This window comes from Streptomyces sp. NPDC059456, assembly GCF_042750055.1.
Taxonomy (GTDB): domain Bacteria; phylum Actinomycetota; class Actinomycetes; order Streptomycetales; family Streptomycetaceae; genus Streptomyces.
The window spans coordinates 1-12525 of sequence record NZ_JBHYVA010000195.1 but is presented as its reverse complement, the minus strand read 5'-3'; the positions used below and the strand labels follow the sequence as shown (position 1 = coordinate 12525).

Sequence of the window (12525 nt, the reverse complement as noted above, 5' to 3'; positions counted from 1 at the left end):
GACCGGCGGCCGTCCGAAGGGGTGGATGGGGTGGATGCGGATGTCAGTTCGCGTCGATGTCGGGCCACACCAGGGCGGTCGAACCCCAGGTCACGCCGCCTCCGAAGGCACTCATCAGCACGCGGTCGCCCGGCGTGATCCGGCCGGCGGCCACGGCATCGGAGAGGGCCAGCGGGATGGAGGCCGCGGAGGTGTTGCCCACCCGGTCGAGATTGACGACCGTGCGGTCCCTGGGCATGCCGAGCTGATCGGCCACGGCGTGCAGGATCCGTACGTTCGCCTGGTGGCCGACGAACCAGTCCACCGACTCCGCCGGCCAGCCGGCCCGGTCGAGCATGGCCTGCGACGAGGCCGCCATCCGGGTCACGGCGTGCCGGAACACCGGCTTGCCCTGCATGCTGAAGTACGCGTCGGCGGGGTCCGGTTCGGGCGCGCCGGGTGCGGCCGCGGCGGAGCGCTGCCGGGAGCCGCCGCCCGGGACGATGATGAGGTCCTTCAACGAGCCGTCGCTGCCCAGGTCGTGTCCCAGCAGCGCACCGGGCTCGGTGGCGTCGCCGGCCCGCAGCACGACGGCTCCGGCGCCGTCGCCGAAGATGACCGAGGTGGTGCGGTCGTCCGGGTTGAGGATCGTGGAGTACGTCTCCGCGCCGATGACCAGCACGCGCTCGGCGATGCCGGCGGCTATGGCACCCGCGGCGGACGCGAGCCCGTAGACGAATCCGCTGCACACGGCGGCGATGTCGTAGGCGGCCACGTTCTGCAGGCCCAGCCGGGAGGCGACTTCGGGGGCCGTCGCCGGGCACGGGTGGTCCGGCGTGGTCGTGGCGAGGACCACCAGGTCGACGGCGTCGGATCCGGCCGACTTCAGCGCCCGTTCGCCGGCCGCCACCGCGAGGTCGCCGGTGGCGGTCCCCGGGTCGGCCCAGTGGCGCTGGGTGATGCCCGTCCGGGTGCGGATCCATTCGTCCGAGGTGTCCATGGTCAGGGACAGGTCCTCGTTGGTGACGACGCGGGGCGGGACGTACGTCCCGAGCCCGGCGAGGACCGCGGCTCGGCCAGGGGGCGACGCATGAGTCAAGGGGGCCTCCATAGTTGCCGGTGCGGGACGCCGCTACCGGGGCACGGTGGAACGGGCCGCTCTCCGCTCGGGGGCGGGCCACCCGACGATTGTCCGGCGGCCGGCGGAGCCCTTCCAGACCGTGCCGACACCATGGGTGCCGCCGGTGGTGGTGGGACCACCACCCTCGGGGCGGTGGGGGCCGGCGGTCCTACGGCCAGGCGGCGGCGGGCCCGGAGATGCCCGGCGGCAGGTACACCAGGAGCCGGGTGCGGGCGGCTTCGTCCAGGTCCATGGTGAACAGCACGAACGGGACGGGCCCCTCCTCGGGGTGGTCCAGCTCGACGGTGATCGGCCCGAACTCCTCGACCTCGTGGCGCTCCCACAGCTCGGCGAAGCGGCTGTCGCCCTCGGCCAGCCGGTCCGCCATCTCCTCGTACCGGGCGTCGTCGGCGCCGTACGAGGACTGGAGGCGGAACCTGGCGGTCATCCGGCGGGCCACCTCGGTCCGGTTCAGGTAGCGCTCTCCGTGGGAGCCGGTGAACAGGCTGGTGAGGAAGTTGTCGTCGGCGCCGTCGCGGCCCAGGCCCAGCAGCTCGGAGGCCGGCTCGTTGACCGCGAGGACCTGCCAGTAGCGGTCGATGACGCAGGCGGGGCCCAGCAGCTGGGTGTCGACCATCCGCTGGAACAGGCCGGAGTCCGGCAGGTCCGGATCGGAGAGCGGCAGCGGGGGGTTGGCGTCCGCGAGCCGGTACAGGTGCACCCGTTCGGGTTCGCCGAGGCGCAGGGCGCGGCTGATGGCGTCGAGGATCCCGTCCGAGACCTTGATGGGGCGGCCCTGTTCCAGCCACGCGTACCAGGACGCGCTCACTCCGGCGAGGACCGCGACCTCCTCGCGGCGGAGCCCGACCCGGGCGCGCCGGGCGGAGGTCACCAGTCCGACGTCCTCCGGGGAGAGCGCCGCGCGGCGGCTGCGCAGGAAGTGCGCCAGCTCCGTGCGCTTCTTCTTCGTACGGTCGGTCCGGTCGTCCCGGTCGGTTCCTAAGGGCTTGGCGTCCATACCGCCCGAAGGTAGGTCACACCGGCACCCGGTGTCAGCGGCGGGAATCACACGCCTGCCCGTGCGAAGGTCGTACACCCGTCCGCCGTGGCAGGTGCACGTGCGCCCGTTCATTTCTCCACCGCCCCGAGGATGCTTCCCAACTCGGCGAAGAACAGGTCCTTGTGCTCCCGGTTGAAGAAGTGGCCGCCGGGGAGGGAGCGGAACGAGAAGTGCGCGCTCGTGTGCGTGCGCCACGCCTCGGCGTCCGCCGCGGGGACCAGCGGGTCGTGGCTGCCGCGCAGCACGTGGACCGGGCAGGGCAGGGGCCGCCCGCCCGTCTCCGGATGCCGGTAGGTACCGCAGACCCGCAGGTCCTCGCGGAGCCGTTCGACGACGGCCTTCATGCGCGCGGGGTTCTCCCGCAGCAGCCGTCCGGCTCCACCCAGGCCCAACAACAGCTCGAGGGACGCTCTATCCGATAGCCCTACGGTCAGGTCGGGCGCAGCCTGGACATGCGGCGCGCGGTGGGCCCCGGCCACGAAACAGGCGGGCGGGCGCCGTCCCGCGGCGATGTGCCGCTGTGCCACGCCGTAGGAGACCAGCGCTCCCATGCTGTGTCCGTAGAACGCGTAGGGCTCGTCGAGGAAGGGGGTCAGCTGCCTTGTCACCTCACGCACCAGGGCGTCCATCGTGCTGACGGCACCGGGGACGCCGGCCGCGGGCACCGACCTGGGGGGCATGGACACGGGCACCACCTCCACGCCGCGCCCGAGCCATTGCCCCCAGCCCGAGAAGGACCAGGCGCTGCCGCCCGCGTGATGGAAACAGAACAGGCGCAGCCTTGTCGCCTCGTTCTTCGCCGGGCCGCTGTTCGCCGTACCCGCCGTCGTGCCTGCCGGGATGTTCGCCGCTGTGTGGAACATGCCGTCAGTGTGGCGCCGGAATTCGGCGGGAGGGAGTGTCTGTCGAACGGGGTGGTACCACCACCACCGGTGGGCCTGCCGGTCGGGCGCACTTCGGAAAAATTTCTTCAGTTGGAAAGAGGTCGAGGAATGCGGACGACTGCATCCCCCGCGGAGTCCGGACTTCTACGGCGGGCGAGGCTGCGGCATTTCCTGCGGGCGCGCAGGGAGCAGATCACCCCGGAGGAAGTCGGACTGGTGAACGTGGAGCGCCGGCGCACCCCGGGGCTGCGGCGCGAGGAGGTCGCGGCTCTCGCCGGTGTCGGGGTGTCCTGGTACACCTGGCTCGAACAGGGCCGGGACATCAACGTCTCCGAAGGGATCGTGAACGCGGTCAGCAACGCCCTGCGGCTGGGGGACGTGGAGCGGGACTACTTCTACCGGCTGGCCGGCCACAATCCGCCGCAGCGGATGCAGGGCCACCGCTGGGACAGCGAGTACGCGCGGATGCACGCGCTCGTCGAGGGGTGGTCGCGCAATCCGGCGTACATCACGGACCGGTACGGGCGGATCGAACTGGCCAGCCGGTCGGCGCGCTCCCTGTTCCGCATCGAGGCGCGCGGTGACAACTGCGTGCTGAAGTTCTTCACCGAGCCGTCCACGCGCGAGAAGTATCCGGAGGCGGACGAGGTGGGGCGGGGGCTGGTGGCCCAGTTCCGGGCGCAGTCGGCGCGTTTCCCGGAGGACCGGGAATTCGGCCGGATCGCCGAGCGGCTCGCCGAACGCAGCCCGCGCTTCGCCACCCTGTGGGACTGTCACGAGGTGGTCGGCCCGAACCAGAGCAGACGCAAGATCGCGCTTCCGCAGGCCGGGGTGCGGGTCTTCGACCGCGTGGTGATGAGCGTGCCGGAGAGTCCCGAATCCCTGCTGACCCTTTACATTCCGCGGCCCCGGGCGGAGTCGGCCGAACGGTCGCACGACCTGGCCGGCGCGCACGCCGAGGCCGCCTGACCGGCGAGCCGAGACCGGTTTTCCGCAACCGGGTCTGCGCATCCCGTTTTCCATGCCGGTGGTGTTCGCACCACCATGATCAGGAGACACTTCCTCCGCCGGTTCCCGGGATCCATGATGAATCACGTGGGACGGCGAGGAATTCGATCCGCTGAATTCACCCGCTCCGATCCCGCATCGCGAAAATCGGCGTTCCCAGTGATTCACGGAGGAATCTCATGGATAATTCGATCGTCAGTCGGATGGTCACGGTTCTGGGCGAACTGGACGTGCCGACAGCGGATGTCACTCCGGACACCACGTTCGAGGCGATGGAGATCGACTCGCTGCTGCTGGAGGAACTGGCGCTGCGGCTGCAGAAGACCTTCGGCGTCGAGATCGAGATGGGTGAGCTCGTTCCCGAGCAGACCGTCGCGGAGGCGGCCGCGGTGATCGCCTCCAAGGGCGTCACCGTAGCCTGACACGTTTTCCCGGCATCTTTCCCCGGCGCCTTTCCCCGACGCCTTTCCCCGACGCCTTTCCCCGACGCCTTTCCCCGACAGCCGCACATTCCCCCTCCCCCCGTTTCCCCCGCACCCCCCACTTGTCTTTCGCGACCGGCATTCCGCCGCTCGCGTGGTCCGTCACGTTTTATCGAGAGGAAATACCCATGTCTTCCACCCTGCTCGTCCTCAACGAAGTCACCGTGGCCCCCGGCCGCGTGGACCAGGTCCTGGCCGAGTGGAACCGGCTGAACCAGAAGGAGCCGGTGGCCGGCCGCGCCCTGTACGTCAGCGTCGACGACGGCAACGTCCTGGAGATCACGCCGGTCGCGGACGTCGCGGAGCTGAACGGCCTGAACGCGGGCTGGCACCGGCTCTGGGAGAGCGTTTCCGGCGACCTCGTCACCGACTTCCGGCGCCATCTCCTGGAGTTCGTCGAGGCGCCGAAGGACACCGCCGACCCGGTGCCGCAGACGCCCTACGTGCAGCTGCGGTACATCGAGGTGAAGCCCCGCGAGTACGCCGCGTACCGCGAGTGGCGCGAGAACACCATCTTCGACGTCGTCCGCCGCGCGGACGAGGTGAAGACGTTCCTGGCGTACCACTCGCTGATCAGCTCCCAGCCGGGCGTGATGTTCGTGTCCGGTTTCGACTGCGAGCCGGCGGACTACCAGGCGGTCTTCACCTCCGCCGAGTACCAGGAGATCGTCCGGCAGGCGGGTGACCGCTACATCGTGGGCGGCGAGAGCGGCCTGTACACCCGCGTCTACAAGCGCGCCGATGTCTGAGACCGGTACGGCGACCCGCCCGGCGGCGCTCCCGACGCCGGGACGCAAGGAGACGTACGAGCTCGCGCTCACGACCCAGGGTCCGCTGTACCCGCCCAGCGAGGTCATGGACGCGGACGGCAACTTCGTGGTGGTGGGCATGATCAACCGGCCCACCGCCGCGGGCGGGGCCGCGCCCGAGTGGGGCGCGGCCGTGGTCTCGCCCGACAGTGAGGTCCCCGAGTTCGGCCGGCTCGCCCCGTACTCGGTGGTGCGCGAGCTGGACACGGACCCCGACGGGGCGGACCGGGACGTGGTCCTCCACACGCTGCCGCTGCCCCTGCCGTGCAACAACTACCCCATGCTGTTCGCGCCGGAGCAGCTGCCGGACGCGGCCCTGGTCGAGCGGCCGAGCCACGCCTTCCACGAGGTCCCCATCCCGGACCTGCGGGCGCAGGACGGGCCCAAGGTCGTCACTCCGGTGACGTTCGGCCAGTGGATGCGGGCGAGCGGGACCCTGGAGGTCGCCGTCAGCGAGGACGGCGGCTCCGGGACCTTCGACTTCGAGTTCTCCCGGCTCGTACCGCACAGCGTCTACACGGTGATGTCGCTGCGCGCCCGGGACCTGGATCCGGCGGGGCCCACCCGGCCGGGCCCGCTCGGGGTGCCGAACGTCTTCGTCACGGACGCGGACGGCTCCGGCCGCTACCACGCCACGATGCCCGACCCGTTCCCGGACCCGGAGCTCCCCGGGGCCAACCGGATCATCAACGTGGTCGTGCTGTGGATGAGCTACCAGCGCAGTTACGGCGGCGCCATCGGCGAGTTCGGGCTCGGCGGCGACATCCACGCCCATCTCAAGCTGCGCGGCCCCTCGTTCCAGGAGCTGCGGACCGCCGGCGCGCGGACCCCGCAGCCCTGACCGCGCCCGCGCACCCGGCAGTTCACGCGGCGCGCCGGCCGGCCGCCGCGGAAGATCCAGACAGACCCGGAGAGGTCCCATGCCCATCATCTCCGTCACCACCTGGGACGGCCAGGACGACGCCCAGTGCCAGGAACTCATGGAGGAGCTGACCCGGACCGTCAGGAAGGTCACGGGAGCACCCCTGGACAAGATCACGGTCTACATCCAGGAGGTGCCGCGCAACCGCTGGGCGGAGGGCGGCTCCCTGGGCAGTGACCCGATGTTCCCGGAGCTGAGCCGCCGCCTGACCGAATGACCCGACCCCCACCCCCTCCGAACAGGAAAGGCCGACAGTCATGTCCCATGAATCACCCCAGGTCGACGATGCCAGGCCCGGCACGCTGTTCCTCGTGGGCGATGTGTTCGCCGAGTTCGCCCACCACGAAGGCGTGTTCACCGTCTCCCAGCTGGCCCGCCAGATCAGGAACGGAGGGTTCCCGGACGGCGCCGGCGAGGTCCGCGTGAGCGTGGGGCAGGGCGTCTCCCTGTTCGACGTCCAGTTCGTACGCGACACCCTGGCCCGGCGCGGGCTCTCGGACCGGGTCGTCATCGACGACCAGGCGCTGCACACCCGCGCCGGACGGGAGATCGCGCACAAGCACCGCCCTGAGAACGTGCTGATCTCCCAGCCGCGGCCGGTCGGCGGCGACTGGTACGAGGCGGACCTGCTCGTGGACGGCGACAACGAGGTGATGACCGACCACGTCACCGGCCAGCACATGCAGGGCATGCTGGCCACGGAGGCGGGCCGGCAGATGTTCATCGCGGTGGCCGAGCAGTACTACCTGCCGCCCGAGGCGGTCGGCAGCAGCTACTTCGTCATCGACTCCTTCGCGACCCGGTACCGCAACTTCCTCTTCCCGCTGCCCGCGGTGGTGCGCTGCCACGTGCTGGCCCACCGCACCCCGCACCGCACCCGCATGACGTTCCACTGCGAACTGTCCGTGAGCCAGGGCGGGTCGGAGACGGCGGGCATGGAGGTCCGGTTCACCGCCTTCGACACCCAGGTCTCCCACGCCAAGGAGACGAAGGCCGCGCAGCGTTCGCTGCAGGACGGCGTGGCGCTGGCGGCCGCGGCGGGCGCCGCGGAGGCGGCGGCCCCGGTGCGGACGGAGGTCCGTACGTCATGACCGCGCGCCCGCCGGAGCCGGACCGGCCCCGCATCGTCTTCAGCGACGTGGACGAGACGCTGATCACGGTCAAGAGCATGTTCGACTTCCTCCACTACCAGCTGGTGCGCCGGCACGGCGCGGCCGGCGAGGAGGAGTACGAGCGGATCATGGCGGTGATCCGCCGGCGCGCCGCGGACGGAACGCCCCGCGAGGACATCAACCGCTTCTACTACGGCCACTACGCGGGCGAGTCCGTGGACACGGTCCGGCGGCTGGCGGACGACTGGTTCACCGAGCGCACCGCCTCCACCCGGGGTTTCTACATCGACTCCACGCGTGAGGCCCTGCGGGAGCACCGGGCGGCCGGCGCGAGCCTGGTCCTGGTCTCCGGCTCGTTCCCGCCCCTGCTGGAACCGCTGGCGCGCGAGCTGGGGGCCGACACGGTCCTGTGCACGCGCCCGCTGTCCGCGGACGGCGTCTACACCGGCGAGGTGGCCACCCCCGTCATCGGCGAGGGCAAGCGCGCCGCGGTGCTCGCCCATCTGGCCTCGCGGCCCGATGTCGACCCGCGGGACTGCCACGCCTACGGGGACCACGTCTCCGACCTGCCGATGCTGGAGCTCGTGGGGCACCCCGTGGTCGTGGGTGACGACGCCGAGCTGCGCGAGCGCCTGACGCGCCGCTCCGTGACGGTCGCCGTCCGATGAGCGGGCCCCGGTTCCACGTCCTGCTGGGTCCCGACGGGGCCGGCAAGTCCTCGGTCATGCGGCGTCTGGTGACGATGCTGCCCGAGTGGCGGATGGTGTCGACGGACAGCGCGTTCGTCGCGCCCGAGCACGCCCTGATCCCGCGGCTGCGCCGGGACGTGCACGACCACCTGCTGCCGGGCCTCGGCACCGCGTACTCGGTGGACTTCATGGCCAGCGTGCTGCAGACGGCCGTGGTCCACCTGCGGGACCAGGTGCGGGAGACGGACCCGCGGGTGCCGGTGCTCGTGGACTCGTACTACTACAAGATCCTGGCGAAATGCCGGATGGCCGGGGTCGCCGACAGCCGGATGTACTCCTGGTGGCGTTCGTTCCCGCAGCCGGCCGGGGTGGTCTTCCTCGACGTCTCGGCAGGGTCCGCGTGGCGTCGCCGGGGCGACGGCGCACGGCTCAACGCCCTGGAGTACGACGGGGATGACGGCGCCTGGCCCGAGTTCGAGAGCTACCAGAGGAACCTGCGGAAGATGCTGCTGGAGGAGGTGCGGGAGGTGCCGGTGACGATGCTGGGCGAGCAGCCCGACGCCGCCCGCGCGGCCGCGGCCGTACGGGAGGTGCTCACCGCATGAACGTTTCCTCGGTCTGGCACACCCCCGGCCACACCGGCCGCTACCGCGAGCGCGTGTTCGCCGCGCGCGACCGGCTGGCGGCCGAGCACGCCGATCTGCGGAGCGTGCAGCAGCGCGTCCTGACCGACCTGGTGGGCTTCAACGCCTCCACCGGCTTCGGCAGGCACCACGGTCTCGGCCGCGTCCTCACGGTGGACGACTTCCGCGAGTCCGTACCGGTACGGACGTACGCCGACCACGCCCCGATGATCGAGCGGACCGCCGCCGGCGAGCGGAACCTGCTGTCGGCCGACGCGCCCGCGGTCTACTTCACCAGCAGCGGCAGCACCGGAGCGCACAAGAAGGTGCCCGTCACCCCGCGCTTCATGAGCACGACCTTCATGCCGTTCTACTTCGCGGCGTGGGCCCCGCTGATCGAGCACTTCCCCGAGGTGCTGGAGCGGCCCGACGCCGTCCTCAACCTGAAGCACGATCCGCTCGCCGCCCCGCCCGTCACGGGCGACGGCCGGCCCCATGTGGGCGCCAGCCAGGTGGACTTCGGCGCCCGGTTCGGCGAACCCCTCTCCGCCGAGCCCGGCACGGGCGCGCCGTGGGCGACGCTCGCGGTGCCCACCGAGCCCGGAGACCACCTGGAGCGGGCGTACCTGCGGCTGAGGCTGGCGGTGCAGAGCGATCTGCGGGCGCTGATCGGCATCAACCCGGCCATGGTCGCCGCGGTCCCGTACCAGCTGAACCTGTGGTGGTCGCGGATCGTGAAGGAGGTGCGGGACGGCACCCTCGGCGGCCTGCCGTACCGGGCGCCGGACCCCGAGCGTGCCGCCGAACTCGAACGGCTCGCAGAGTACTTCGGCACCGTACGGCCGGCGCACGTGTGGCCCCGGCTGCGGGCCCTGTTCTGCTGGACGACCGGGGTGGCCTCGCTGTACCTGCCCGCCCTGCGGGAGGAGTTCGGCCCGGGCGTCGCCGTGCTGCCGGCGCCGGTGGCCGCCTCGGAGGGTCCGGTGGGGGTGGCGCTGGACCGGCACGCGTCGGCCGGCAGCCTCGTCGCGTCGGCGTCGGTGTACGAGTTCGTGCCCGCCGATCAGGACCTCGCCCCCGACAGCGCCACCCTGCTGCCGCACGAGCTCGAAGCGGGCCACGACTACCACGTGATCTTCAGCCACGTCGGCGGGCTGTACCGGTACGCCGTCGGGGACGTGGTCCGGGTCGTGGACACCGTCGGCGGAGTGCCGCGGATGGAGTACGCGGGCCGGGGCGGCCGTTCCGACGCGGCGGGCGAGCGGCTGCGCGACGCCGAGGTGGTCAGGGCCCTGCACACGGCGCTGGACTCCGGCGGCCTCTCCCTGCGCAACGTGGCGTGCCGGGTCGAACCGGCCGCGGCACCGGCCGCCCCTGCCGCGGCACCCGCGTCCGCCGCCGCGTCAGCACCGGCGGTGCCCGCCGCCCCGCGCTACGTCTTCGCGATCGCCCCCCGCACCCCCTGGCACGAGCGCGAGAGCGCCCGTTTCACCGCCGCCCTGGACGACTCCCTCGCGGCCCGGTCCCCCGGCTACGCACGGGCCCGGTCGGCCGGCCGGCTGGGCGCCCCCGCCGTGCGCCTGCTCGACGCCGAGGCGTTCGACCGCGACTGGCACGCGGCGGTCGCCACGGGCATCCGCCCGACCCAGGTCAAGGACCGCCTCTTCCGGCAGGACGACGCCCTCTGGGACCGCCTGACCACGCCGCCGCGCGGCTGAACTCCCCCACCCGCACCCCACGTCGGCCGCCCGGCACCCGCACCCTCCCCCCACCACAAGGAGCAGCCTTCCATGCCCGTGCTCAACCCCGTCGAACGGACCGCCCTGCTCACCGCGGCGCTGCGGGCCGCCGAGACCCGCCGCGAGGACCGGCTCTACGAGGACCCGTACGCCGCCGGACTGGTCGGCGAGGCCGGTCCGGAGCTGCTGGCCGAGATCCGGGCGGCGACGTTCCCGCCCGACCGGCCGCGGACCCTGCCCAGCACCCCCGACTACAACGCCATCCGCACCCGGTTCTTCGACGACCTGCTCCAGGAGGCGGCCCAGGACCCGGCGACCCCGCAGATCGTCCTGGCGCCGGCGGGCATGGACTCGCGGGCCTACCGGCTCCCGTGGCCCGGCCACGTCCGCTACTTCGAGGTCGACCGGCCGGCGGTGCTCGACTTCAAGGCCGAGCGGCTGCAGGACGTCCGGCCCCGCGTCGACCACCGCACGGTCGCCGTCGACCTCACCGCCGACGACTGGGAGGAACGCCTCGTCGCGTCCGGCTACGACCCCGCCGTGCCCTCGGCGTGGCTGCTGGAGGGGCTGCTCTACTACATCCCCGAGGCCGATGCGCACCGGATGCTGGAGCGGGTCGCCGCGATCTCCGCGCCGGGCAGCAGGATCGCCGCCGACATCGTCAACCGGGCCGCCCTGACCCTTGCGCACATGCGCGGTCTGCTGGACGTCTTCGCGGGCTGGGGGTGCCCGTGGGTGTTCGGCACGGACGAGCCGGAAGCACTGTTCGAGGGGTACGGGTTCGACGTGCGGGCCGTCCAGCCGGGCGAGCCCGGCGCCGACTACGGGCGCTGGCCCGACCCGGTGCCGCCGCGCGAGGTGAAGGACGTACGGCGGGTGTTCTTCGTGCACGGCAGGCGTCGCTGACCATGACGAGCACCGTGATCGCGGGCGCCGGCACCGCCGGCCTCGCCCTGGCCCTGGCGCTCGGCGCGCGCGGCCACCGGGTGCGGGTCCTGGAGAGCAGCGGCCCGCCACCGCAGGGGCCGGTCGTCAAGAGCGCCGAGCTGTGGGAGCGGCCGACGCTGCCCCAGGCCGCCCACGACCACATCCTGAACGCGCTCGGCGTGCGCATGCTCCGCTCCCACGCTCCGGCCGTCCTCGACGCCGCGCTGGCCGAGGGGGCGCGGCTCGCCGACCTCACCGCCGCGGCGCCCGCCGGCCCGGGTACCACCGGCCCCGCCCGGGAGCCGGGGGACGAGGAGCTCGTCACGCTGCTGGTCCGCCGTCCCGTCCTGGACCTCGTACTGCACCGGGCCGTCGCGGCCCTGCCCGGCGTGGAACTCCGTCACCGCACCACGGTCGCCGGACTGCTGACGGCCCCGGCCGGGCCGGCCGGGCACCGGGTGACCGGAGTCGTGACCGCGGGCGGCGAGCGGATCGCCGCCGGCCTCGTGGTGGACGCGTCCGGCCGCAGGTCCGCGTCCCGGTCCTGGCTCGCCGCGGCGGGCGTCCCGGTGCCGGCCGACCTGACGGGCCCCAGCCGGCTGCACGCCTTCGGCCGCTTCTACCGGCTGCGCGACCCCTGGGGCCCGCCGCCGGGCCCGCTCAACCGGGGCAACGCGGCCGGCGGGATCTGGGACCACTACTCGGCGGTGCTGCACCCGGCGGACAACGACGTCTTCGCCATCACCTTCGGGGCGCTGCCCGGCGACCGTGCGATGGCGGCGCTGCGCACGCCGGCCGCCTTCACCGCCGCCTGCCGCCTCTCGCCGTTCCTGTCCCCCTGGGTCGAGGAGGGCGCGGCGCAGCCGCTCGGCCCGGTACGGGCGATCGCCATGCCGCCGAACGTCCTGCGCGGCGCCGCTCCCGGCGGGCAGCGCCCGGTCGCCGGACTCCTGCGGGCCGGGGACGCCGCCTGCGTCACCGATCCGATGTTCGGCCGCGGCATGTCCCTCGCGCTCGCCCACGCCTTCCTGCTCGCCGACCTGATCGGGGAACACCCGGCCGCGGACGACCGGCTGGCCCTGGCCGCCGCGGACCTCGCCGACCGCCTGCTGCGCCCCTGGTTCGAGCTGGGGGTGCACGATTCCCGGGCCCGCACCGAACGGTGGCGGGC

Annotated in this window: 14 protein-coding genes; 11 read left to right on the top strand and 3 right to left on the bottom strand. The window is 72.7% G+C overall.

Features of this window, described 5'->3' with window-relative positions; genetic code table 11:
* Positions 1–43: 43 nt before the first annotated feature.
* The 3 genes from ACFXA3_RS18895 to ACFXA3_RS18885 all read right to left on the bottom strand — a co-directional run bounded on the left by ACFXA3_RS18895 (position 44) and on the right by ACFXA3_RS18885 (position 3022).
* A complete protein-coding gene (locus tag ACFXA3_RS18895) occupies positions 44–1090 on the bottom strand; it encodes a beta-ketoacyl-ACP synthase III (protein ID WP_385188116.1) in 1047 nt (348 codons plus the stop codon).
* A gap of 178 nt (positions 1091–1268) precedes the next feature.
* A complete protein-coding gene (locus tag ACFXA3_RS18890) occupies positions 1269–2117 on the bottom strand; it encodes a helix-turn-helix transcriptional regulator (RefSeq protein ID WP_385188114.1) in 849 nt (282 codons plus the stop codon).
* A 110-nt stretch (positions 2118–2227) separates the two neighbouring features.
* Positions 2228–3022, bottom strand: a complete 795-nt coding sequence (locus ACFXA3_RS18885; RefSeq protein ID WP_385188113.1) for a thioesterase II family protein — start codon at positions 3020–3022, stop codon at positions 2228–2230.
* 129 nt (positions 3023–3151) lie between these two features.
* On the opposite strand from ACFXA3_RS18885, the gene ACFXA3_RS18880 reads away from it, so the two are divergent.
* The 11 genes from ACFXA3_RS18880 to ACFXA3_RS18830 all read left to right on the top strand — a co-directional run.
* Positions 3152–4012, top strand: coding sequence for a helix-turn-helix transcriptional regulator (locus ACFXA3_RS18880; RefSeq protein ID WP_385188111.1), 861 nt, complete (start codon positions 3152–3154; stop codon positions 4010–4012).
* 218 nt (positions 4013–4230) lie between these two features.
* On the top strand, positions 4231–4473 hold the full coding sequence (locus ACFXA3_RS18875; RefSeq protein WP_385188109.1) for an acyl carrier protein: 243 nt from the start codon (positions 4231–4233) through the stop codon (positions 4471–4473).
* 188 nt (positions 4474–4661) lie between these two features.
* Entirely contained in the window at positions 4662–5282 is a 621-nt protein-coding gene (locus ACFXA3_RS18870; RefSeq protein ID WP_385188107.1) for a hypothetical protein, read from the top strand.
* Complete coding sequence (locus ACFXA3_RS18865) at positions 5275–6183, top strand: hypothetical protein (RefSeq protein ID WP_385188105.1); 909 nt, start codon at positions 5275–5277, stop codon at positions 6181–6183. Before ACFXA3_RS18870 ends, ACFXA3_RS18865 begins: the two co-directional genes overlap by 8 nt.
* 79 nt (positions 6184–6262) lie before the next feature.
* Positions 6263–6481 (top strand): tautomerase family protein, encoded by a 219-nt coding sequence (locus ACFXA3_RS18860; protein ID WP_327285444.1) that lies wholly within the window; start codon positions 6263–6265, stop codon positions 6479–6481.
* Positions 6482–6521: 40 nt separating this feature from the next.
* Positions 6522–7355 (top strand): AfsA-related hotdog domain-containing protein, encoded by an 834-nt coding sequence (locus ACFXA3_RS18855; protein ID WP_385188103.1) that lies wholly within the window; start codon positions 6522–6524, stop codon positions 7353–7355.
* Positions 7352–8044 carry an HAD family hydrolase gene (locus ACFXA3_RS18850; protein WP_385188101.1) on the top strand — a complete coding sequence of 231 codons (693 nt, stop codon included), beginning with the start codon at positions 7352–7354 and terminating at the stop codon, positions 8042–8044. The genes ACFXA3_RS18855 and ACFXA3_RS18850 overlap by 4 nt, the downstream gene beginning before the upstream one ends.
* The gene (locus ACFXA3_RS18845) at positions 8041–8670 is read left to right on the top strand and encodes a hypothetical protein (RefSeq protein WP_385188099.1); all 630 of its coding nucleotides are present in this window, start codon (positions 8041–8043) and stop codon (positions 8668–8670) included. The genes ACFXA3_RS18850 and ACFXA3_RS18845 overlap by 4 nt, the downstream gene beginning before the upstream one ends.
* Positions 8667–10406 (top strand): GH3 auxin-responsive promoter family protein, encoded by a 1740-nt coding sequence (locus tag ACFXA3_RS18840; RefSeq protein WP_385188097.1) that lies wholly within the window; start codon positions 8667–8669, stop codon positions 10404–10406. Before ACFXA3_RS18845 ends, ACFXA3_RS18840 begins: the two co-directional genes overlap by 4 nt.
* Positions 10407–10478: 72 nt before the next feature.
* The gene (locus ACFXA3_RS18835; RefSeq protein ID WP_385188095.1) at positions 10479–11333 is read left to right on the top strand and encodes a class I SAM-dependent methyltransferase; all 855 of its coding nucleotides are present in this window, start codon (positions 10479–10481) and stop codon (positions 11331–11333) included.
* Positions 11334–11335: 2 nt separating this feature from the next.
* The coding region (locus ACFXA3_RS18830; RefSeq protein ID WP_385188093.1) for a hypothetical protein at positions 11336–12525 on the top strand (1190 nt) is incomplete at its 3' end.